The organism is Haloterrigena sp. H1 (genome assembly GCF_005938085.1).
Lineage (GTDB): Archaea > Halobacteriota > Halobacteria > Halobacteriales > Natrialbaceae > Natrinema.
In genome coordinates this window covers 376,939-398,847 of the sequence record NZ_SMZK01000001.1, presented here as the reverse complement: position 1 = coordinate 398,847, position 21,909 = coordinate 376,939, and the positions used below count along the sequence as shown (strand labels likewise).

General features: G+C 63.6%; 23 protein-coding genes, 3 tRNA genes and 1 pseudogene. 13 read left to right on the top strand and 14 right to left on the bottom strand.

Going from position 1 to position 21,909, the window contains the following annotated elements; all coding sequences use genetic code 11:
• Positions 1-361 precede the first annotated feature (361 nt).
• The 3 genes from icd (at position 362) to E2L06_RS21670 (ending at position 2,559) form a co-directional block, all read left to right on the top strand.
• Positions 362-1,624, top strand: a complete 1,263-nt coding sequence (gene icd, locus E2L06_RS02035; protein WP_138778124.1) for an isocitrate dehydrogenase (NADP(+)) — start codon at positions 362-364, stop codon at positions 1,622-1,624.
• A 256-nt stretch (positions 1,625-1,880) separates the two neighbouring features.
• Complete coding sequence (locus tag E2L06_RS02030; protein WP_138778122.1) at positions 1,881-2,318, top strand: GNAT family N-acetyltransferase; 438 nt, start codon at positions 1,881-1,883, stop codon at positions 2,316-2,318.
• Positions 2,319-2,406: 88 nt separating this feature from the next.
• Positions 2,407-2,559 carry a hypothetical protein gene (locus E2L06_RS21670; RefSeq protein ID WP_171052289.1) on the top strand — a complete coding sequence of 51 codons (153 nt, stop codon included), beginning with the start codon at positions 2,407-2,409 and terminating at the stop codon, positions 2,557-2,559.
• A 36-nt stretch (positions 2,560-2,595) separates the two neighbouring features.
• Here E2L06_RS21670 and E2L06_RS02025 read toward each other — a convergent pair whose 3' ends face one another.
• Together E2L06_RS02025 and E2L06_RS02020 are read right to left on the bottom strand one after the other, a co-directional pair.
• The gene (locus E2L06_RS02025) at positions 2,596-3,963 is read right to left on the bottom strand and encodes an NRAMP family divalent metal transporter (RefSeq protein ID WP_138778120.1); all 1,368 of its coding nucleotides are present in this window, start codon (positions 3,961-3,963) and stop codon (positions 2,596-2,598) included.
• A gap of 78 nt (positions 3,964-4,041) precedes the next feature.
• Positions 4,042-4,380 (bottom strand): cupin domain-containing protein, encoded by a 339-nt coding sequence (locus tag E2L06_RS02020; protein WP_138778118.1) that lies wholly within the window; start codon positions 4,378-4,380, stop codon positions 4,042-4,044.
• A 104-nt stretch (positions 4,381-4,484) separates the two neighbouring features.
• Between E2L06_RS02020 and E2L06_RS02015 the strand changes: the two genes are divergently transcribed.
• Positions 4,485-5,009, top strand: a complete 525-nt coding sequence (locus E2L06_RS02015) for a DUF5817 domain-containing protein (RefSeq protein ID WP_138778116.1) — start codon at positions 4,485-4,487, stop codon at positions 5,007-5,009.
• 36 nt (positions 5,010-5,045) lie between these two features.
• Here the strand turns inward: E2L06_RS02015 and E2L06_RS22945 are convergent.
• From E2L06_RS22945 to E2L06_RS01995, 4 genes and pseudogenes are all read right to left on the bottom strand, one after another.
• Positions 5,046-5,941: pseudogene (locus E2L06_RS22945) on the bottom strand (NAD-dependent epimerase/dehydratase family protein).
• Between the two features lie 114 nt (positions 5,942-6,055).
• Positions 6,056-7,282 (bottom strand): hydroxymethylglutaryl-CoA reductase (NADPH), encoded by a 1,227-nt coding sequence (hmgA, locus tag E2L06_RS02005; protein WP_138778114.1) that lies wholly within the window; start codon positions 7,280-7,282, stop codon positions 6,056-6,058.
• A gap of 56 nt (positions 7,283-7,338) precedes the next feature.
• Positions 7,339-7,731, bottom strand: a complete 393-nt coding sequence (locus tag E2L06_RS02000; RefSeq protein WP_138778112.1) for a hypothetical protein — start codon at positions 7,729-7,731, stop codon at positions 7,339-7,341.
• 88 nt (positions 7,732-7,819) lie between these two features.
• Positions 7,820-8,275 carry a DUF5814 domain-containing protein gene (locus E2L06_RS01995; protein WP_138778110.1) on the bottom strand — a complete coding sequence of 152 codons (456 nt, stop codon included), beginning with the start codon at positions 8,273-8,275 and terminating at the stop codon, positions 7,820-7,822.
• Between the two features lie 147 nt (positions 8,276-8,422).
• Here E2L06_RS01995 and E2L06_RS01990 point away from each other — a divergent pair.
• Positions 8,423-8,494 (top strand) — tRNA-His (locus tag E2L06_RS01990).
• A 272-nt stretch (positions 8,495-8,766) separates the two neighbouring features.
• A complete protein-coding gene (locus E2L06_RS21665) occupies positions 8,767-8,934 on the top strand; it encodes a hypothetical protein (RefSeq protein WP_171052288.1) in 168 nt (55 codons plus the stop codon).
• A gap of 23 nt (positions 8,935-8,957) precedes the next feature.
• On the opposite strand, the gene E2L06_RS01985 is transcribed toward E2L06_RS21665, so the two are convergent.
• Positions 8,958-9,818, bottom strand: a complete 861-nt coding sequence (locus tag E2L06_RS01985) for an aldo/keto reductase (RefSeq protein ID WP_138778108.1) — start codon at positions 9,816-9,818, stop codon at positions 8,958-8,960.
• Positions 9,819-9,941: 123 nt separating this feature from the next.
• Between E2L06_RS01985 and E2L06_RS01980 the strand changes: the two genes are divergently transcribed.
• Entirely contained in the window at positions 9,942-10,211 is a 270-nt protein-coding gene (locus tag E2L06_RS01980; RefSeq protein WP_138778106.1) for a zinc ribbon domain-containing protein, read from the top strand.
• Between the two features lie 110 nt (positions 10,212-10,321).
• Here the strand turns inward: E2L06_RS01980 and E2L06_RS01975 are convergent, their stop codons facing one another.
• Both E2L06_RS01975 and E2L06_RS01970 read right to left on the bottom strand, forming a co-directional pair.
• Entirely contained in the window at positions 10,322-10,837 is a 516-nt protein-coding gene (locus E2L06_RS01975) for a hypothetical protein (RefSeq protein WP_138778104.1), read from the bottom strand.
• A 767-nt stretch (positions 10,838-11,604) separates the two neighbouring features.
• A tRNA-Phe gene (locus E2L06_RS01970) sits at positions 11,605-11,678 on the bottom strand.
• A 221-nt stretch (positions 11,679-11,899) separates the two neighbouring features.
• Here E2L06_RS01970 and E2L06_RS01965 point away from each other — a divergent pair.
• Positions 11,900-12,346: a hypothetical protein gene (locus E2L06_RS01965; protein WP_138778101.1), complete on the top strand. Its 447-nt coding sequence runs from the start codon at positions 11,900-11,902 to the stop codon at positions 12,344-12,346.
• 359 nt (positions 12,347-12,705) lie between these two features.
• Here E2L06_RS01965 and E2L06_RS01960 read toward each other — a convergent pair.
• A tRNA-Val gene (locus tag E2L06_RS01960) sits at positions 12,706-12,779 on the bottom strand.
• A gap of 62 nt (positions 12,780-12,841) precedes the next feature.
• Here E2L06_RS01960 and E2L06_RS01955 point away from each other — a divergent pair.
• Both E2L06_RS01955 and E2L06_RS01950 read left to right on the top strand, forming a co-directional pair.
• A complete protein-coding gene (locus E2L06_RS01955) occupies positions 12,842-13,384 on the top strand; it encodes a DUF192 domain-containing protein (RefSeq protein ID WP_138778099.1) in 543 nt (180 codons plus the stop codon).
• Between the two features lie 101 nt (positions 13,385-13,485).
• On the top strand, positions 13,486-15,450 hold the full coding sequence (locus E2L06_RS01950) for an ABC transporter ATP-binding protein (RefSeq protein ID WP_138778097.1): 1,965 nt from the start codon (positions 13,486-13,488) through the stop codon (positions 15,448-15,450).
• 105 nt (positions 15,451-15,555) lie between these two features.
• Here E2L06_RS01950 and E2L06_RS01945 read toward each other — a convergent pair whose 3' ends face one another.
• Positions 15,556-15,900: a hypothetical protein gene (locus E2L06_RS01945; RefSeq protein ID WP_138778095.1), complete on the bottom strand. Its 345-nt coding sequence runs from the start codon at positions 15,898-15,900 to the stop codon at positions 15,556-15,558.
• A gap of 128 nt (positions 15,901-16,028) precedes the next feature.
• Here E2L06_RS01945 and E2L06_RS01940 point away from each other — a divergent pair, with 128 nt between their 5' ends.
• Positions 16,029-16,766, top strand: coding sequence for a creatininase family protein (locus tag E2L06_RS01940; RefSeq protein ID WP_138778093.1), 738 nt, complete (start codon positions 16,029-16,031; stop codon positions 16,764-16,766).
• A gap of 62 nt (positions 16,767-16,828) precedes the next feature.
• Here the strand turns inward: E2L06_RS01940 and E2L06_RS01935 are convergent, their stop codons facing one another.
• From E2L06_RS01935 to gfo6, 3 genes are all read right to left on the bottom strand, one after another.
• On the bottom strand, positions 16,829-17,299 hold the full coding sequence (locus E2L06_RS01935; RefSeq protein ID WP_138778091.1) for a DUF5790 family protein: 471 nt from the start codon (positions 17,297-17,299) through the stop codon (positions 16,829-16,831).
• A 121-nt stretch (positions 17,300-17,420) separates the two neighbouring features.
• Positions 17,421-17,891 (bottom strand): MGMT family protein, encoded by a 471-nt coding sequence (locus E2L06_RS01930; RefSeq protein WP_138778089.1) that lies wholly within the window; start codon positions 17,889-17,891, stop codon positions 17,421-17,423.
• Positions 17,892-17,961: 70 nt separating this feature from the next.
• A complete protein-coding gene (gfo6, locus tag E2L06_RS01925; protein ID WP_138778087.1) occupies positions 17,962-19,032 on the bottom strand; it encodes a D-xylose 1-dehydrogenase Gfo6 in 1,071 nt (356 codons plus the stop codon).
• 203 nt (positions 19,033-19,235) lie between these two features.
• Between gfo6 and nadA the strand changes: the two genes are divergently transcribed.
• Positions 19,236-20,369 (top strand): quinolinate synthase NadA, encoded by a 1,134-nt coding sequence (nadA, locus tag E2L06_RS01920; protein ID WP_138778085.1) that lies wholly within the window; start codon positions 19,236-19,238, stop codon positions 20,367-20,369.
• Position 20,370: 1 nt separating this feature from the next.
• Positions 20,371-21,909 carry an L-aspartate oxidase gene (locus tag E2L06_RS01915; protein ID WP_138778083.1) on the top strand — a complete coding sequence of 513 codons (1,539 nt, stop codon included), beginning with the start codon at positions 20,371-20,373 and terminating at the stop codon, positions 21,907-21,909.

Sequence of the window (21,909 nt, the reverse complement as noted above, 5' to 3'; positions counted from 1 at the left end):
GCACCCGCAGGACGGGTGGCGGGTGCGCCGGAACCCACTGACGGGAGTCCGTATCAGTACGGTGTTATCGGTCAGCGTTTCGCAGCCGATAGAGCGAGGTCCAGCCACCGAGCGCCCACCGCTGGAGACCCGCTCACCAAACGAACTATCCAAGCAATTGCTCCAATTTTCCATACTTTTATATACTTAATTCAATATAATCTTACATTATTTAACATCCTATTTCAGGAGCTTCGACGGCTCAAACGGCCGTTTTCGGCAGTTTCAGGAGAACAGCGATCGGCGAGAATCGGGCAGCTTTTGCCAGTCGGAGACGGAAATGGTAGACCTTTTACCCCCGTCGGCGAACCGTACAGACGAGATGAGCTACGACAAGATCGAAGTCCCCGAGAACGGGGAACAGATTACGCTGAAGGAAGGGGCCGAGGACGAGCTCGAGGTGCCGGACAACCCGATCATCCCGATCATCTACGGTGACGGTGTTGGGAGTGACGTCGGCCCTGCCGCACAGAAAGTGCTCGAGGCTGCCGCAGACGCCACTGGCCGCGAGATCAACTGGATGCGCCTCTACGCTGGCGAGTCCGCGCGCGAGAAATACGACGAGAACCTGCCCGCCGAGACCGTCGAGGCGATCAAGGAACACCGCGTCGCCATCAAGGGCCCACTGACGACGCCCGTCGGTGCTGGCTTCCGCTCGCTGAACGTCGCGCTGCGCAAGAAGCTCGACCTCTACGCGAACGTCCGCCCGACCTACTATCTCGACGGCGTCCCGTCGCCCGTCAAAGCACCCGAGGAGATGGACATGATCTCTTTCCGTGAGAACACGGAAGACGTCTACGCCGGCATCGAGTGGGAAGCCGGTACCGACGAGGTCCAGCAGGTCAAAGAGTTCGTCGAAGACGAGATGGGCGCAGACGACGTCATCCACGACGGCCCCGTCGGCATCGGCGTCAAGCCGATCACGGAGTTCGGCTCCAAGCGGCTGATTCGCCGCGCCATCGACTACGCGCTCGAGCACGACCGTGACACCGTTACCCTCGTCCACAAGGGTAACATCATGAAGTACACCGAAGGTCAGTTCCGCGACTGGGGCTACGAGGTCGCAGAAGAGGAATACGGTGACGAGGTCATCACCGAGGACACCCTCTGGGAGGAGCGCGACGGCGAAGCACCCGAGGACGCAGTTGTCGTCAACGACCGCATCGCCGACAACATGCTCCAGCAGATCCTCACCCGCACCGACGAGTACGACGTCATCGCGACGATGAACCTGAACGGGGACTACATGTCCGACGCCTGTGGTGCCCAGATCGGTGGCCTCGGCATCGCCCCCGGTTCCAACTTCGGCGACGGCCTCCTGCTGGCCGAGCCCGTCCACGGCTCCGCACCCAAGTACGAGGGTCAGGACAAGGTCAACCCGACCGCCATGATCCTCTCGGGTCGCATGATGTTCGATTACATGGGCTGGGACGACGCCGCCGACCTCGTCCGTGACGCTGTCGAGGAGACCATCTCCTCCGGCAAGGTCACGTACGACCTCGAGCGCAACCTCGAGGACGCCGAGAAGCTCGCCACCAGCGAGTTCGCAGACGAAGTCGTCAACAACATTGAAAAACTGGCTTAAAGCCAGTTTTTCAAGCAATCAGACTCCGTTGGTGTCTGATGACATCGAAAAGCTCGCATAACGCGAGCTTTTCAAGCAGTCAGAACGCAGAGCGTTCTGACGACATCGAGAAACTCGCATAAGCGAGTCCTCGTCCGCTGGCGGTTCACCGCCAGAACATCGAAACCGCGATTTCCGTTTTCTTTGTCTCTACATTGGTAGGGCCACGCGCCGTGTCCCGTAACGCTCTCAGCGCCGGCAGCCGTAGCCGCTCGCGATGGACGAACTCGAGGTACAGGTCGCCGACACCGAACGGGAACGCGAGGACGCGTTCTCGGTCCGCCACGAGGTATTCGTCGAGGAACAGGGCGTCGACGAGAGCGACGAATACGACGCATACGACGAGACGGCGACCCATTTCGTCGCATACGACAGCGGCGAGCCAATCGGTGCGGCACGGCTTCGCGAATACGCAGACGGCGTCGGAAAGGTCGAACGCGTCGCCGTCTGTGCGTCACGACGTGGGTCCGGTGTTGGCCGAGCGCTGATGGCGACGCTGGAAGCCCGTGCCGAGACGCTCGGTTTCGTGACCCTCAAACTGCACTCACAGACGCAAGCCGCCGACTTCTATCGCAGCCTCGGCTACGAGCGCCACGGCGGAGAGTTCGAGGAAGCCAGCATTCCACACGTCGAGATGCGAAAGCCACTCGAGTGAGCCCAGGCCACTCGAGCGGCGCTGTGACGTGGCGTCTGTCACTCGTCTGACTTACTTTCAAGGCCCCTGGTGTGGTAGACACTACCACATGTCAGCTATACATCTCCCAACAAAGGCGATGGCGGCGATGATCGCTTCGATGTGGAAAGCTGGCCGAATCCTCGTTCCGCTCGGGATCGCGGCCCTCGTTACCGGACTCGGGCTACTCGTCTTCTTCGGTGTGGTAACCGCGCTTCCGTGACGGTTCGGTTTCGCCCCGGCAGTGACGACGTCCGGGTCAGACCCCGCTGACCCGGTCTCGGACGTACCGCCCGGCCAGTCCGAGCAATGCGAGCGCCATCGCGATCGCGAAGACGACGACGAACGCCGAGAGCGGATCGGAGATCGTCTGGAGTTCCCCACGGACGAACTCGCCCGCGAGGACGGCAGCGACGACGAAGAGCACGAGCCCACCAACGTTCGCCGCACGCGAGTTCGTCTCCGGGACGACATCGGGATCGTTCAGCAGCACGAGGATGACGGCGATAGCGAAGGGGGTGCCGACGAGGCCGAAGGCCAGCGTGAGTACGAGCAACTGGAAGAACGCACCGCCGACGAACGCTCCGACGGCGGAGATGAGCGCGACGCCGGCGACGGCGGCCCGATACCGGCTGTCGTCGGTCGATCGCTCCCAGCCGAGTTTGTCGGCGAGCAGGTACGGCGGGACGATCGTGTTCCCGCCGAGCGTCGAGACCGCTGCACCGAGCAGGCCCGCGAGGAACACCCAGGTAGCGTACTCGCCGGCGACCGGGCCGAGAGTCTGGGCGGCACTGATGCCGTCGATCGTCGCGGGATCGACGCCGGCCGCCGGGAGCACGCTCGCCGCGACCAGAAAGACCGCGAGGCTGAAAACGCCGAACGCACCCAGCATCGAACTCACGATGTCGACGATCGCAGTGTCGGCGTCACGATCAGTCCAGCCTCGGGCCCGCATCGTGTAGCTTTGCATCGTCAACAGCGTAATATGGACCGCACCACCGAGGATGCCCGCGGCGACGAGCGCACCGTTGACGCCTGCGGGAATCGCCGGCACTAGACCGCCAGCCGCCGCAGTAGGGTCGATCGGCACGACGAACGCGGCAGCGACGAAGGCGACGACGACCATCGAGACGAGCACCTTGGCGCCGATCTCTGCGACGCGGTAGCCCCCGCCCGCGAGTCCCAGCGCGAGGAGCACGGCCCACGCGACGCCCCAGAAGCGTGGATCAGCGAGGACGGCGACACCGATACCCGCGCTGGCGACCATCGTCGCGCTGACTTCGGCCAGCGTCTTCATGATGATCACCTGCGCCAAACCGGCGGCCAACACGACGTCGACCACGAGGACCCAGGCCCAGCCCGAGCCGAGATGGCGGTCGACGACTGAGACGATTCCCGCCTCGGTGAGCAGCCCCAGTCGCATGGCGAGATACTGGCCGAGGGCGCCCAACACCGCCGAGCAGACGACGACCCACAACAGGGCGTAGCCGAAGCTCGCGCCCGCGACCAGCAGGCTGCCCATCGTCGCCGGGCCCGCCGCGATCGCGCCGGCGAGCCACGTCGGCCCCAGCCGCTCGAGCGCGGTTCCGATTCGTCCGCGTTCTACTGACCGCTGTTCGGTTGCCATAACAGTCTCTTACGAACTCGAGAATATAACTCCGTGGTATTCAGTAGTGGTGGCAGACGGACACGACAGGCGGCGAGACTACTCCTGCCAGCTCGGGTTCTCCCGTGGCGGACTGAAGATATCGACGCCGCGGACCGTCTCGTCGCCGCGATTTTCGGCCGCGTGGGGCTGGTCGCCCGGGATCGCGTACGAGTCGCCGGGGCCACAGACGATTTCCTCGTCGTCGACCAGAAAGGTCACCTCGCCCTCGCAGATGAATCCGGTCTGTTCGTGGGGATGGCTGTGTTCCTCGACGACTGCGTCGGGTTCGATCTCGAAGTGCTGAACGTTCATCGAGTCGGTGCCAGCTAGCAGCGCCAGGTGGACACCATCGGCGGCTTCGGACGGCTCGTTGTCGGTCAGGGACACGCGTTCCATACGCCTCGAGACGGTAGCAGCCGCCTAAAATCCCACCGGCAGCCGCGTTTCACTTCCGCTCCGGTTGCCGAAGGTTGAACTGCCGGGCCAGCCCACTGCCTGCTATGTACGCCGTCGTCGGCTGTAGCGAGTGTTCGAACCTCTGGATCATCGAGGGCCGATCGGAGACGACCCAGTGTCCCCGCTGTGGCGCGCGCAAGGCCTACGACAAGCGCAAGAAGTTCGTCGAGACCGACGATGCCGCCCACGCCCGCGACGTCCGCGCGTCGATGCTCGCGAACCGGCAAGGCGAAGGTGAAGCGTTCGCCAAACTCGATTCCTTTGCCGAACTCGAGGGCGACGTGGCCGACGGTGTCGTCGATAACACGGAGTATCTCGAGGAATCCGGCCTCGATGTCGAGAAAGTCGAAGCAGCCGGCGATCGCGATCCGCGCGGGCCGACTCGTAGCGGCAGCAAGCAGGAGATCGTCGAGGGAGCGCTCGAGGCCCTCGAGAAACCGACCGAAGACGAGATCGTCGCGTACGCGGGCGAGCGGGGGGTGTCTGCGGAATACGTGCGGGAGGCGCTCGAGAAGCTTACGCGACGCGGTGTCGCGAGCGAGAGCCGCGGGCAGTATCGACTCCTCTGAGGGCCTCGAACGAGCCGGGAACCGCGACTGCTGCAGTCAGCGTAGCTGCCGCCAACTCCATTCGGGCGCCCAGTCGAGCAGGGTCTCGGCGTTCCCGGTATCGATCAGCGCGGCGTGCTCTCCGTCGCCGAGCGCGTCGCGGAGTTCGGCGTCGGGGAAGACCGTCGCGGCGAGCTCGCGGCTGGGCATTGCGGCGCTCGTATCGGGTGCCGACACCCAGACGCGCTCGTGGCCGTCGAACGTCGCTTCGACGGTCCGCCGGACGAGATCGGCCACGTCCGAGAGGTGGACGTAGCTGAACAGCGTGTTGCGCTGCATGTGGAACTCCCCCGCGTCGCGGAGCCCCGACAACGTTCGGTCGGCCTCGAGAAACGCCTCTCGAGCCAGGCCGTCGTCGACGATCCACGGGAACCGGAGCGAGGTGATGGTTCGCGGCCGGTCTGCGGACCGCCGTGCGACCCCGTCGGCGGCGATCTCGAGGGTCTGCTTCCCGATCCCGTACGCGGTCGACGGCCTGAGCGGGTGGGCCTCGTCGACCGGAAGTAGTCGACGCCGATCGGCTCTGGCTCGTAGCCGCCGCCCATGGCGCTGAGACTCGAGGCCAGCGCTACGGTGTCGATCCCGAGTTCACCCGCGGCCTCGAGGACGAGGTAACTCGAGAGCGCATTGCTCTCGTAGGTCCGAAAGCCCGGTGACGTCTCCGGCGAGGGGATCATCTCGAGGTGAACGACGGCGTCGGCGTCGCTTTTCGCGAGCGAGCCGTAGACCTCGCCCGCGTCGAGCAAGTCGGTCGTAAGATAGGCGTCCGCCCGATCCTCGTCGCGCTTCCCCCGCGAGCAGTTGACGGTGCGGTAGCCCTCGTCGGCCAGGTATGCGATCTCGCGCCGTCCGACACGGCCGTTGCCGCCGGTGACGGCGACCGTCTCGATCATACGCTCCCTGCACCGCTCAGCTCTAAAATGGCCGGGGCAGTTCCCGTCGACTCTCGGTTTGGTGGGGGCGCCGAGTGGACCGCCGATCGTCCCTACTGCCCGCGCTGATCGCCCCTACCGCCCGAGGTCTTCGTGCGCGCTCGCGAGGTGGCGCGAGGACAGCGCCCCGAGCAGCGAGAGTTCGCCCGCCAGCGCGCCGACGGCGATGATTTCGGCGAGCGCATCGGCGTTCGAGCCCGGCGGGTCGCCGCCGCCCCGCAGCCCGAGGATTTCGAGCGCTTCGGCTTGGGTCGGCAGTTTCGTCCCGCCGCCGACGGTGCCAACCTCGAGAGAGGCAAGCGAGACGCTGGCATAGAGGTCGGTGGTGCCATCCTCGCGTTCGCGGGTGTCCATCGTGGTGATGGTATTCGCGCCTTCGACGACCTGGGCCTCGTCCTGGCCGGTCGCGAGGAAGGCCGCGCCGACGACGTTGGCTGCGTGGGCATTAAAACCCAGACTGCCCGCTTTGGCGCTGCCGATCAGGTTCTTGCGGGTGTTGGCCTCGGCGATCGCGTCGGCAGTGGTGTGCAGACGTTCTTCGACGAGTTCGCCAGGGATCACGACGTCGGCGGTCACGGAACGACCCCGACCCTCGACGGCGTTGATCGCGGCGGGTTTCTTGTCCGAACAGAGATTGCCCGACAGCGCGACCAGCGAGGCGGGCGTTTCGGCCTCGACGACCTCGCAGGCCTCGCCAGTAGCGATCGTCGCCATGTTCATCCCCATCGCGTCTTTCGTGTCGTAGGCAAAACGCAGATAGACGGAGTCACCGACGACATAGGGCTCGACGTCGAGCAGTTCGCCGTGGCTCGTCGTCGACTCGGCGGCCTCACGGAGCGTCTCGAGGTTGTCCTCGACCCATTCGACGGTCTCGGCAGCCTCGGCGACGCCGTCGACTCGGAAGACGGGGGCGCGGGTCATCCCGTTTTTCGTCACACGCGCATCTGCGCCGCCGGCCGCACGGATCACGGCGAGCCCGCGATTGACCGACGCCAGCAGTGCACCTTCGGTCGTCGCCAGCGGCAGGTAGTGATCGCCGGTTGCCGCACCGCCATCGACGGGGACGGGGCCGACGACGCCCATCGGCACCTGTGCCGCACCGATCATGTTCTCGATGTTCGGCTCCGCCTGTTCGGCGGGGAACGAGTAGTCGCCGACGGTCTCGAGGTCGGCACCGGTCTCGCGTTCGACGAGCAGCCGGCGTGCCTCGGCCGCGGTGTCGTAGTCGGCGTGGTCCTCGAGTTCGTGTATGCGAACGTCGCCGTCGCGCACCCGCGCGGCGAGTTCCTCGGGATCGGTCATGGATGGGTCGAGACGGTCGGCTACCCTAACAGTTGCTGATTCTCCTGACTCGAGGCTCACCGATCCTGGAGGTCAAACGAGACATCGTCGCTGACGGCACGATATCCCGAAAGCGCCTCGTAACAGAGAAGCCCAAGCAGCGCGCCGGTGCCGATCGTCGCAAGCAGCAGATAGCGCGCGCCCGCCGCGTCGTCAGCGAACGCGACTGCGAACACAGCAGTGGTAACAGCCGCAAATCGGAGTCGCGTCCGCGAGCGTGCCCCCGCCTCCGTCAACGCAAGATACAGCTGTGGGAAGACGATCGCAACGCCGACGACCAGAAAGAACACAGCGAGCGGCCACTCGCGGAGTGTGATTCCGGTCTGTCGCTCGAGGACGACCGAGCCCGCAACGGCGATCACGAACGCCAGCAACGAGCCGAAGACGATGCGGCCTTCCCGATCGATCATAGCGACAGATCACCGGCCGAACAGGTCAAGCTTGCGCTCAGTTGCAGTTTCAGCGGTCTAGCAGTAGTCGCACACCTGCAAGTGACGCTCAGCGCGCCAGCTCCTGCTTTGCTCGCCGGATCTCCTCGTGTGTCTCGTCCGCACCGTCGACGCGGGCGAGCCCCTCCGCGGCCTCGAGCGTGCGGACGGCATTGTCGAGAAACGAGAGGACGTCGCCCGGATAGGCATAGACCATGTAGTCGTCAGTCATCACGTCGACGATCGCGTCCGGCCCGAGCCCCTGGGCGCGCAACTCGAGTAAATACTGGATGAACTTCCGCTCCGGACAGCCACAGTAGGGGTTGTTGTCACAATCACAGTCGAGGAAGTCCTGTGTGAAATCGAGGACGCGATCACGGGTCGCGTCGTCGAGTTTCTCGAGGCCCTCTCCCTGAAAGAGCATGTCGAGCGTTGCCCCCTTGAACGCCCCCTTGGGGATGTTCGTCTCGAGCTGGGAGCTGAGCTGGCGGTGGTTCTTGATGTAGATCTTGTCGGTGATGGCCACGCGTTACCGGTGGTACCGGCCGTGTGCCGAAAAACGTCTCGGTCGCGTGTCGTGTGATCGAAATCGCGCGGTATGGAGTCGCACACACCGATCCCCGAGTCGTAACGTATTTGAATCCGACCGCGTGTAGGATATGGTGTAAGCGCGTCCGGGTTGGGGTAGTGGTTATCCTTCAGCCTTGTGGAGGCTGAGACGCGGGTTCGATTCTCGCACCCGGACTTTTTCAGACGAACGAAGTGAGGAGTGAAGAAGCCGGAAGGCGAGACCGAACGAGACGAGTCGCGCGCAGCGAAGTGAGTACGTTTCGACGTGGTTCGATTCTCGCATCCGATCCGTTCGCGGCGAGGGTTTTCGGGCGTTGGTCGGCTCTTTCGAGGGATATATTACGGTTACGTACGTTCGCCGAGGTCCGTCCTGGGACGCTCGGAACGGACATCCCTCACCGTCTCTAGACAGTATCATCCATACGTGTGGACGTGCTATCCGATCCGATGGCCGAGACGAGTGGTCCCTTCGAATGTGATGCCTGCGGTGAAACGGTCTCGCTCAACGAGGCGCGTCGAACGAAGACGATGGGTGGGCTGGATCCGGCGAAGTGGCAGACGCTGTGCTGTCCGTCCTGTGGCGCACGGCTGCAGACGATTTACGTCGGCGAGTGAGACGTACCGACAGTCGCAGGTGCTCACTCCGCAGCCTCGGTCAGTCGCCGCACCTCCGTATCGGACAGCGACAGGTGTGAGGCAGCGACGTTCGACTCGAGATGGTCGAGGTCGGACGTACCCGGAATCGGGAGCATGACGTCGGCCCGCTCGAGCAGCCACGCCAGTGCAATCTGCCGTCGCGTCGCATCGTGATCCGCGGCGATTTCGTCGAGGAGGTCGCCATGTGCGGCCAGATCGTCGCCGTCGATCGGTGCCCACGGGATGAAGCCGATGCCGTCGTCGGCACAGATCTCGAGGACCTCCCGGCTGCCACGGTCGTGCAGGTTGTACCGGTTCTGGACGGTCGCGACCTCGACCTGTTCGCGAGCGCGGTCGAGGAGTTCGGCCGAGACGTTGCTGACGCCGACTTCGTCGACGAAGCCGTCGTCTTTGAGTTCCGCGAACGTCGTGATGGAGTCCTCGAACGGCGTGTCGTCGTCCGGCCGGTGAAACTGGTAGAGGTCGATAGTGTCGGTCCGCAACCGGTCGAGCGAGGTGAGTACCTGGTTGCGGATGTAGTCCGGATCACCGTGGGGGATCCAGTCGCCGCTGTCGTTGCGCAGCAGGCCCGCCTTAGTCGCGACGAGTACGTCGTCACGATCGCCGATCGCCTCGCCGATCAACCGTTCGCTGACCGCAGGACCATAGGAGTCGGCCGTATCGATGAAATCGACGCCGCAGTCGACAGCGTGGCGGACGACCTCTCGTGCACCGTCCTCGTCATCGGGCGCGCCGATGATGTCCTCGCCACAGAGGCGCATCGCACCGAACCCGAGCCGATGGACCGTCGTCGCGCCGATCTCGAACGTCTCGCTCTCGTTTGTGATCGAGTCGTTGCTCACAGGTACGTTACCGAGCCGTGGGGTGAAAGTCGTTGGCGGTCACACGCGTCTGCCACACCGGCCACCGGTCGGCGCTGTGTCCAGTGGACAGCACTAAACAGCCGGCGACCGTAGAATAAGGGTGTGACCGCTCCCGAACAGATCTACGCTGCGGTAGTCATCGGTCTCCTACTCGCTGCGATCGGGATCAGTATCCCAGTGCTTACAGGGATTTATCGGGACGGCCTCGAGCGACGGTCCGAGAGACGGTCCCAGGACGCCGACGCGACGGAATCGGAGCCGACGGCACTCGATGGGAACACGGCAGACGGGACGCCCTTCACGTGTCGGCAGTGTGGTGTCGAAAACGATCCCGCATTTACTTACTGTCGGAACTGTCTCACACCGCTTTGATTACGTTACAGCGCCGCGCCTACCCGCTTGTAAAGACCGCTCCCACTCGACGCTCGATAAATAGTATTATAAACGCGAAGATTGCGAGGGTGTGTCAGTCGAGCCAGTTCTTAGAAGGACTGGCCACCGACTTGCGGCGACGGCATTTGGCTCCCCATCTGCTGTGACTGGCCCTGCTGTCGCTGGCCCTGCTGTGTGACCTGCTGGCTCGCCTGGTGGATCGTCTGAGAGAGCTGCTGGGCCTGCCGAATCACCTGCTGGACACCCGGCGCCTGGGACTGCTGGAGTTGCTGGGTGCTCTGCTGGATCGCTTGCTGGGTGCACTGGCCGAACGTCTGTGCGAACTCGGATTGCCGCAGGAGGAGCGTCTTCTGGAGATGGATGATCTGCGTGAGATCAGCCAGCATTCCGGAAGTGGATCGGTCGCCGGACTTCATCGCCTGTCCGTGCGCCCACTCGGCGTCCGACTCGAGCTCCTCGAGCTGGTAGATGGCCTGCGAGACCTGCTGCGGGACGGCCTGATCGAACGACTGTGGCTGCTGTTGTTGCTGTTGCTGTTGATACTGCTGTCCGGTCTGTTGCTGAGATCGCTGGCGGCCGGCTCGCTGTTGCGGTGACTGTCCCATTTGCTGGTGCGGTGGCTGTTGGTGTGACATGGTTCTCTGGGTTGTATCGCATCCTACGAGACGGGGGATCCGCAAGCGCGTTGCCTCGTAGGGCAGTGCAACCAGTCCCGCCGCCTCAGTAAATACCCTGGCTACTGTTCCTCCCACCCGCTCTACTGTTTTCCCGCTCGAACCCCGATGTGACTGATCACGTCCGTTCAGGCGTCCCGCTCGAGACTGCCGGCCGTCCAACGGAGAGTTACTGGGCGTGTTCGGACAGTATATTACTATCGCGCGATATCACACCGCTGCTGATCCGGTTCGGCTGCGTCGTCAACCGGAACGCCCCACAGTTGAACGGGCGAATATCTCGAGGACACAGCGTCGACTGCAGAAGCCGTTGACGATGCCGAAGTCTCTCGGCCGGTTCTGTCGTGCAGCTTTCGCAGACGGCTGATCCGAAACTCTTGTCGCCGTCCGTGAGCCGCCGATCGCACGCGAAAGACGATTTGAGACCACACTCAGCGAAGAGGAAGGGTGCTGCAACCTCGTGGGACGCGATCTCGAGCAGTTGCACCCACGCTCACCCCGCTCCCTTGCAAGCAACGGCATAGAGACTACTGAGTAGGAGGCTTGTCGTTCCGGCATATGAACCGAGAAGGGAGTGCCGCCTCCCGGATTTGAACCGAAGGAAGACATTCCTGCTCGCTTCGCTGCGCAGGCTGTGACTTCCAGGGTTCAGAATACGCTCGGGAGCGTTTTCACTGCTCACGTTGTTCGCAGGAAAATGCCGCCTCCCGGATTTGAACCGGGGACAGCTCGATCTTCAGTCGAGTGCTCTCCCAGTCTGAGCTAAGGCGGCTTACCTCTCTCTCCGTCCATGATATAAAAAAGGATTTCGAATCGCGATCGTCGTTCCACACTGCTTACAGGAGCCTGCGACGGGGCCCGATATATTGAGTATGGTATTGAAAAACCAGTAACGGAGACAATACACGGATATCTATGTTGGATTACCATCTGTTTGTTGGATTAACGGATATTCAAGACACCCTTTTCCGCCCTGGGGGGTAATATTGTGTTATGGAATCGCTTACCTCGAGCCAAGAGCCCACCGAACTCGACGCCGACACGATCCTCGAGTTATTGGCGAACCGCCGGCGGCGGTATCTCCTCTATGCGCTTCGGGGCCAGGACGAGCCGATCGAGCTATCGACGCTGGCCGAGACGGTCGCCGGCTGGGAACACGACGTACCGCCGGACGAGGTCGCAAAAAACGAGTACAAGAGCGTCTACGTCTCGTCGGTCCAGTGTCACGTCCCGAAACTGGACGATGCGGGTGTCGTCGAGCACAACGAAGACAACCATACCGTCGTCCTCGCGGACAACTTCGAGCAACTCGAGCCGTATCTCCGCATCGTCGTCGAGGACGAACCCGAGAACTCGACGCTTCATGCAGCTCTCCAGCCCGGGTCAGGGGACGGCCTCCTCGGCCAGATTCGGGAAAACGTTGCGCGGCTCAAGCACTGACTACGTCGGCCTGATCCCGTTCGAACTCGAAAGCCGGCTCGAGGACGGCATCGAAACCGGTCGCGGGGGTGGTCGAAGCACTGTTGTTTACTGTCGCCGTCGGACGTCTCGGACTCGAGGTCTGTCGCAGACAGCTCGGTCTCGGGCGGGCTCGAACTACGCCGAGACGTGCCCGCGTTGCTGTGCGCGTGTCGTCTCTTTCGAACCGCCCTCGTTCCACATACCTGCTGCTCGCGGAGTTGCTCGCAGTAGGAAGTGGGCTCGGGCGGGTTCGAACCACGGTCACAGCGAAGCTGCTCCCTGATTAGAACCCACCCTCGTATACAGTTCTGTGACTCACTGTCGTTTCGTCCCAGAAATGGGCTCGGGCGGGTTCGAACCACCGACCTCGGCCTTGTAAAGGCCGCGTCATGACCAGCTAGACCACGAGCCCGCATCCGAGACGAGTAGGTCCGTCCGAATAACCTTTACTCTCTGGCCGTGCAGCTATCGTGTATGTCAGTCGGGCGCGTAGGCAAGGGATTGCTCGCGATCGCCGTCCTTTCGATCGCCGGTGTCGTTCTCGTTCAGGCCGGGCTCGTCTCGACGCCATGGGGGCCCGATAGCGGAGAGGTACGGGTGGTCGACAACGCCGATAGCGGCGAGCCGAAAGCGGTTATCGATGTCGAGGTTGCAGACGACCGCCGAGAACGCTACACTGGACTGAGCAACCACGACTCGCTCGAACCGGGTAATGGCATGTTGTTCGTCCACGAAAGCGAGCAAGACCTGACCTACGTGATGCGCGAGATGGATTTCGACATCGATATCATCTTCATCGGTGCGGACGGCGAGATCACGATGATCCACCACGCCCGTGCACCCGGCCCGAACGAAGACGGCAACGATCTCGAGTACTCCGGGCGCGGGAAATGGGTGCTTGAGGTGCCACGCGGCTACACGAATGAAACGGGAATCGAGGTCGGCGACGAGGTTGAGATCGACCTCGAGTCGAATCAGACGACCGTCACCAGCCTCGATTCCAGTGGGCCCGAATGAGTCAATAGTGGGCCCATACGTGACTTCATGGGGCCATCGACACGGGATATGTTTCGATTCGTCGGCAATTCTTATTGCTGACGATCCCTGAGCCCCGATCAATGAATCACGCCGACGGAGACGAGGACGACCCGTTCGAGGACCAACGGGCGGACGTCGAGAACCCGATGAAGCGGCTGTTCCTCGAGTACGGTGTGAACTACGTCGGGGCTGCGGTCGTCGGCGTGATCGCGAGCGTCGGCGCTCGAATCCTGGATCTGTTGCCGCCGCTCATGCTCGGGATCGCGATCGACGCCGTGATCCGCCAGGAGATCGCGTACGCGGCGGCGTTTCCAGTGGGTGGCGGTCTCATTGAACCGTACGTTCCCGACGGACGGCTCGCCCAGTTCTGGCTGACGATCGGGATCATCGCGGGGGCGTTTCTCTGTTCGGCGATCTTCCACTGGACCCGAAACTGGGGGTTCAACACGTTCGCACAAAACGTCCAACACGACATTCGGACCGACACCTACGACGAGATGCAGCGCCTGGACATGGGTTTTTTCGCCGACAAACAGACCGGCGAGATGATGTCGATCCTCTCGAACGACGTCAACCGCCTCGAGAAATTCTTGAACGACGGGATGAACTCCCTGTTTCGGCTGCTCGTGATGGTGGTGGGTATCGGCGGCTTACTGCTGGCGATCAACTGGCAGCTCGCACTGGTCGCCTTGCTGCCGGTGCCGCTGATCGCCGGTTTCACCTACCTATTCATCAAGACCATCCAGCCGAAGTACGCCGAGGTGCGCTCGACCGTCGGCACGGTCAACTCCCGGCTCGAGAACAACCTCGGCGGGATTCAGGTCATCAAGTCGAGTACGACCGAGTCCTACGAATCCGACCGCGTCGAAGACGTCTCTCAGGAGTACTTCGACGCCAACTGGGGTGCGATCCGGACGCGGATCAAGTTCTTCCCCGGGCTGCGCGTGCTCGCGGGCATCGGCTTCGTCGTCACCTTCCTCGTCGGCGGTCTCTGGGTCATCTCGGGTCCGCCGGGGCCGTTCTCGGGCGAACTCAGTACCGGGATGTTCGTCGTCTTCATCCTCTACACCCAGCGCTTTATTTGGCCGATGGCCCAGTTCGGTCAGATCATCAATATGTACCAGCGCGCGCGGGCCTCGAGTGCGCGCATTTTCGGGCTGATGGACGAACCGAACCGGGTCGGCGAAGAACCCGACGCACCCGACCTCACGGTGGCCGACGGCCGCGTCGAATACGACGACGTGGCGTTTAGCTACGAGGACCGTGAAACGGAGGATTCGCAGACGGAGGAGCCAGTCCTCGAGAAAATCGACTTCACCGTCGAAGGCGGGGAGACGCTCGCACTGGTCGGGCCGACCGGTGCTGGCAAGTCGACGGTCCTCAAGCTCCTCTTGCGAATGTACGACGTCGACGATGGAGCGATTCGGGTCGACGGACAGAACATCCAAGACGTCACTCTCCAGAGCCTTCGCGAATCGATCGGCTACGTCAGCCAGGACACCTTCCTCTTCTATGGCAGCGTCGCGGAGAACATCAGATACGGCACGTTCGACGCCGATCGTAAAGACGTGATCGAGGCCGCGAAGATGGCCGAAGCCCACGAGTTCATCGAGAACTTACCCGACGGCTACGATACGGAGGTCGGCGAACGCGGCGTCAAGCTCTCCGGCGGGCAGCGTCAACGACTCTCGATCGCTCGTGCGATCCTCAGAGATCCGGCGATCCTCGTCTTAGACGAGGCGACCAGCGACGTCGACACCGAGACCGAGATGCTCATCCAGCGGTCGATCGACGACCTCGCGGAAGATCGAACGACGTTCGCCATCGCGCACCGACTCTCGACGATCAAAGACGCCGACCGGATTCTCGTTCTCGAGGGTGGTGAGATCGCCGAACGGGGAACACACGAGGAGTTGCTCGCAAACGACGGACTCTACTCGCATCTCTGGGGCGTTCAGGCCGGCGAAATCGACGACCTTCCCCAGGAGTTCATCGAACGCGCCCAGCGCCGACAGGCACGGACGGAAGTCGGCGACGACGACTGAGACGGGCTGCTGTCACGATGTCCTGGTGGGCCCACAGGACGGGTCGCGGGTGCACCGACACTGACTGACGGGAGTCCGTATGAGAAAGAGGGGTCGCGGAGGCGTCTAGAACGACTCTTGCTCACTCTGGTCGCCCTGGTCCGGTGCCCCTTCGTCCTGTCTGTCCTCGCCTGCCGCGGGCGGCGTGCGATCGCTGTAGTTTTTCCGACCGATGGCCTCGTCGCCGACCATGTTCATGATGGCTCCCTCGACCTCGCCGTAGTCCCGATACTCGTCTTCGTTCAACGGACCGATGACCTCCTCGAGCGTCGTCGTGTTGCCGCTCATCTCGATCTCCTCGTCGCCGTGGGCCTCGAGTAACTCGTCGTGACCGATCGGATACTCCACGTTCGTGAGCGACTCCTGTACGTCGCCGAGTTCGACGCCGGCCTCGCGATTCTCGTCAGGCATACGTGACGGAACGCAACCAGGCCGCAAACGGATTGGGCCTGCGTTCGCCGTGCAGTCCGATTGCGACGTACTATGCAACGCGGTCGAATATGTATTGACTTTTGTCCGACAGAAGCGTATTCTCGCGCATGGATCTCACAGCGGCGACGTGGACGGACGTGGACGATCTCGAGACGGATCTCGCGGTCGTTCCCGTCGGTAGCACGGAACAACACGGCCCACACGCACCCCTCGGGACGGACGTGCTCACCGCGGAAGCGATCGCCGACGCAGGGGTCGAGCGAGTCGACCGCGAGGTCGTTCGTGCGCCGGCGATTCCGGTCGGGATCGCCGCGGAACACCGCCAGTTCCCCGGGACGATGTGGGTCTCCGAAGACACGTTCCGCGACTACGTCGGCGAGGCCGTCGAGAGCCTCGCTCACCACGGCTTCGACCGCGTCGTCCTCGTCAACGGCCACGGCGGCAACGTCGACGCCCTCCGAGAGGTCGGTGGCCGGCTGACGCGAGCCGGCGATGCCTACGTCGTTCCGTTCACCTGGTTCGAAGCCGTCGGCGAGCACAGCAGTGATATGGGCCACGGTGGGCCCCTCGAGACCGCTTTGCTCCGTCATCTCGAACCAGAACTGATCCGGGAGAATCGGATCGACGAGGCTCGCACCGGCGCGGCCGACGGCTGGGGCGACTGGACGAGTCACGTCAATCTGGCCTACGATTCGGCGGAGTTCGCGGAAAACGGTGTCGTCGGCGATCCGGCCAACGGCGACGCCCAGCGTGGGGAGACACTACTCGAGAGTGCTGCCGATTCGCTCGCTTGGCTGCTCGAGGCAGTCGCCGAGCGTGACGTCTCGCGGCCTGACCATCGGTAACGGCCGCGGGCTGGGCCGACAGGCGGGGAGTATGGCTCGAGTAGCCGCCTGATGGGAGTCGGTTATTCCTCGTCTTCGGCTTCGGCTTCGGCTTCGCCGCCGGCGTCGTCACCTGCGTCATCGTCGGCTGCGTCGTCCGCGGGTCCGGCATCCTCGAGCGTGCCGCGAAGCGCCGGAATCGTCGACGTGAGTTCGCCGACCTGCTCGCTCGCCCCCGAAATATCCGTGATGGCGTCCTCGAGGTCGGCTATTTCTTCTTCGAGGTCGTCGGCATCGTCGAAGGCATCGGCACGCTGGCCCATCGTGAACCACTTTTTGGCATCGCGGAGGTGGTCCTCGGCATCGCCGACCTCGAGCGCCGAGTTGAGGCCGTTGAGCACACCCAGTACGTTGTCGGCGTCGGTCTCCCAGACGTCGTCGGCGTCGGGGAGTGCCGCCCAAGCGTCTTCGAGGGAGGACTCGACGTCCGCGCGCATCTCGGTGGCCGCTTCTCCGAACAGTTCCTCGTCGTCGCCGAGCGTCGCTTGGCTCATGTCACCGTGTTCACGGGGCCCAGGGTTAAAAGGTAGCCCGAAAGTGAAAGTGAAATCGGGCCGGAGCGGATCAATACCGGAAGAACAGCGATCGAACTTCGAAAGGGAGGTCTTCCGGTGATTAGAGTTCCTCGATCGACCGTAACTTCTGCTCGACGTCCGGTGGTGCGGCACTTGGGCCGTCACGGACGCGATGGTCCGGGATGAGAATCGGTGTCGGGTTCTCGTCGAGTGCGGTCCGGACGAGGATAATGTCGTCGTCGTCCTCGTGATCGAGCCCCGACGTCATCCGGGCGAGCGTGTCGACGGTGACCTGATCGCCGTAGGGGATCTCCCGGACGCTCTCGAGGACCGATCGCTGGTCGGTCGGCATGGTCATCGCGACCTGTACGTCGTCGAACGTGATCGGCTCGAGGCCGTCTAAGTACTCGAAGAGCTGATCGAGAACGGGGTGGTCCGCCTCGGCATCTGCGTCGGGCACGTCTGGAAACGAAACGCTGAGGACCCGCCCGCTGGCAGCCCCCAGTTGCACGTACCGGTCGAGATACGGCGATTCCCGCGCGTAGATTCCGGCGTCCGTAACGTCCTCCATACGATTCTGTAGGCAAGCCGGACTTGAATAGCCGCCGGTCCCGGTCGCGTTTCGACCGCCCAGCCGTCGCTCACTCGAGGGCAACCTGCCGCCCCGTCTCGGCGGACTCGTAGGCGGCCTCGATCGCGCGCAGGTCGGCCAGTCCGTCCTCGCCGTCGGGTTCGGGATCGGTTCCCGTCAGGACGCAGTAGCCGAAGTAGTCGAACTCCTCGCGGACCTCGTCGACCCGTGGACCGGTGTACTCCATGCGAACGTCGCCGCTCTCGACGGTCATCTCCTGGGGGACGACACCGCCGAACGGTGACTCGATGTCGATCATCCCGTCGGTGCCGACTAGCTCGAGCGCGCTGCGAGCGTGGGCGTCGAAACTCGCCGTACACGAGGCCGTCGTACCGGTCTCGTACTCGAGTTGAATGGCGACGTGTTCGTCGACGTTTGCAAACGGAGGATCCTCCGAGCGAGTGGTAGCGTACACTCCGGTGGGCTCGCACGCGAGGACGAACCGGATCGTATTGAGCGGGTAGATTCCAAGGTCGACCAGCGCGCCGCCGCCAGCGACGTCGGGATCGAGCCGCCACGTGTCCGGGCCGGCCTCCTCGAGCAGTGGGTGTGAGAAGCCGCCGTGGACCTGGACGACATCGCCGATCACGCCATCCTGGACGAGTTCGCGCGTACGACGCACCGTCGGTTCGGCCTGCAACCGATAGGCCGTCATCAGCGTCACGCCGGCATCGACACAGGCGTCGACGACGGCTCGAGCGCGCTCGACGGTCGTCTCGAGGGGCTTCTCACAGAGAACGTGCTTCTCGAACTCGGCTGCCGCGGTCGCGTACTGGCCGTGGACGGCGTTGGGTGCCGCGATGTAGACCGCGTCGTAGGCGTCGACGCAGGCCCCCTCGAGGAAGGGATTGTAGTCGACGACGTGGTCGACGCCGTACGTTTCGGCGACGTCAGCCACGCTCTCGGGCGGGCTGGCGACGAGCACCGTCGTCTCACAGCGCGCGCTGTCGACGATCGCGGGAAGTGCCCGCTGGCGTGCGAAGTGGCCGACCCCGATGACGGCGAGTCGGACCGTGCCCGTGGTCGCCTCAGCCTCCCAATCTCGTCGCATGAAGTCCGAAAAGGCGTCCTCGAGTGCCATACGCCACCTACGAGCGCCAGCAACAAGGACCACAGCGACTCACGCAGTGACTTTCACGTCAGCGAGACGTTCACAACCTGGATTCCCGCCGGTCCGGTTTCGGTCGCCGTATTCACGGATGGTATTCCCTCGAATCCTGATTTCGAAGGAAAAAGTTATTCAATACTCGCGTGTGATGTGGAGCTACCCACAGGTGACGTGAAATGGCCAACATGGAAACGGCGGAGTTCGAAACCGATCTCAGTTTGTTCAAATACGACAACCTCGAACAACTCCCGCCACGATACCGCGATCTCGAAGAAAACGAGCGGACAGAACGCATCGAGGCGGCGCTCGCCGACCTCGGCGACGACGTCGTCATTTTGGGCCACAACTACCAGCGACGGGAGATCGTCGAACACGCGGACTTCATCGGTGACTCCTACCAGCTCTCGAAGCAGGCCGCCGAGGCCGACGCGGAGTACGTGATCTTCGGCGGCGTGACGTTTATGGCAGAGAGCGCCGACATCATCACGGACGACGACCAGTCGGTGATCCTCCCGAGCATGGAGGCGTCGTGTCCGATGGCGGGCATGGCCGAGGCGCTGCAGGTCGACAGCGCGTGGGCCGAGATCACCGCCGCCGCGCCCGACGCCGATATCATCCCGATCACGTATATGAACTCCTACGCGGATCTGAAGGCCTTCTGTGCGAGTCAGGGCGGGCTCGTCTGCACGTCGTCGAACGCCCACAAGGCCTTCGAGTACGCCTTCGACAAGGGCGACAAGGTGCTGTTCCTGCCCGACAAGCACCTTGGAGAGAACACCGCCCACCAACTCGGCATGGAAGACGAAATCGCCCAGTGGGACCCCTGGGACCCCGAGAGCAAAGACGCCGGTGAGGTAGCCGAGAGCGATATTATCCTCTGGGACGGCTACTGCCAAGTCCACGAGCGATTCCGGGTCGAGCACATCGAGCAGGTTCGCGAGGACAACCCCGATGCGAAGGTCATCGTCCACCCCGAGTGTCGCCGCGAAGTCGTCGAGGCCGCGGACAAAGCCGGCTCGACGGCGACCATCTGTGAGACGATCGCCGAGGCCGACCCCGGTGACACCTGGGCGATCGGCACCGAAGTCCACCTCACGAACCACCTCCAGCGCTGGCATCCCGAGGTCAGCGTCGTCCCGCTCTGTGGCGACGCCTGTATGGACTGCAACGCCATGCGCCAGATCGACCCCAACTATCTGACCTGGGTGCTCGAGGAGCTCGCCTGCGGCCGCGAACACAACGTGATCGAGGTCGCCCCCGAGGAGAAAGAACTCGCGGGCGTCGCACTCGATCGGATGCTCGAGATCTAAGATGACCGAAACAGACACCAGCACGGCGACGACGACAGACGGCGAAACGACCGACGTGCTCGTCGTCGGCAGCGGTATCGCGGGCTGTGCGGCCGCCCTGTCGGCCGCACGGGAGGGCGCGGAGGTCCTCCTGCTGACGAAAGCGACGAAGCCCGACGACGCCAGTACCGACTGGGCGCAGGGCGGGATCTCGACGACGCGCGGCGATCCCGAGAGCCTCAAACAGGACATCATCGCGGCCAGCGACGGCACCGCCGATCCCGCGGCCGTCGACACCCTCGTCGACAACGCCGACGACGCCGTCGCGGACGTACTCATCGACACGCTCGAGATCGACTTCGACGAGACCCCCGACGGCGACCTCGACTATACGCGCGAAGCCGCCCACTCGGAGTTCCGCATTCTCCACGTCGACGCCGCGACCGGCACGCACATCCTCCGGCCGTTCCTGCAGTACGTCGACGACCACGAGCGTATCGAGGTGCGCCAGGACACCGCAGCGCTCGAGTTGATCACCAACGAGGGACGCGTCCACGGCGTCGTCAGCGATGAGGAACCCACCGGCCACCCGATTTACGCAGGTGCAACGGTGCTCGCAACCGGCGGGATCGGTACGCTCTACAGCCGATCGACCAACCCCGACGACGCCACCGGCGATGGCATCGCCATGGCCGCGCTCGCGGGTGCAGACATCGCGGACATGGAATATATCCAGTTCCATCCGACTGCCTACGACGGCGAAGATCCGTTCCTTCTCTCCGAGGCGCTGCGCGGTGAGGGAGCCATCCTCCGCAACGGGGACGGCGAGCCGTTCATGGACGACTACCACTCACAGGGCGACCTCGCCCCACGAGACGTGGTTGCCCGCGCAGTCGAAGCCGAACGCGAGGCAACCGGCGAGGTCGTCCTCGACGTCAGCCCGCTCGAGTTCGAGACCGACTACCCTGCCATCGCCGAGAAGTGTCGCGATCGCGGCGTTGAGGGCGACGAGATCCCGGTCGCCCCCAGTGAGCACTTCCTGTGTGGCGGCATCGACGTCGACGACCGCGGTCGCACCTCGCTCGATCGGCTCTACGCCGTCGGCGAGTGTGCCCGCACCGGCGTCCACGGCGCGAACCGGCTGGCGAGTACCAGCCTGCTCGAGGGCCTCGTCTGGGGACTGCGCGCGGGCGACGATGCAACTGGGTTCGACCCCGACGTTGTCGAGGCTCCCGACCTCCTGAATCGGGATCCCGACCTGCCCGCACGCTTCGCTGCCGAGAAATTCACGCGCCTCCAGCAGACGATGGACGAGTATCTGGGCCTCGAGCGCGATTCCGACGAAATCGCCCGCGCGAGTGCCGTCCTCCGGCGGCTGAAAGGCGAGGTCGACGCCTACATCCGCACGCGCACGGCGCGCGACCTCTACGAACTGCGCAACGCCAGCGTCACTGCGCTGTTGATCGCGCGTGCGGCCGGCGAGAATACTGAGTCTACTGGCTGTCACTACGTCGCGACGGATGTCGACGAATCGACGGCCGAACCGACGGCGGACGATTGA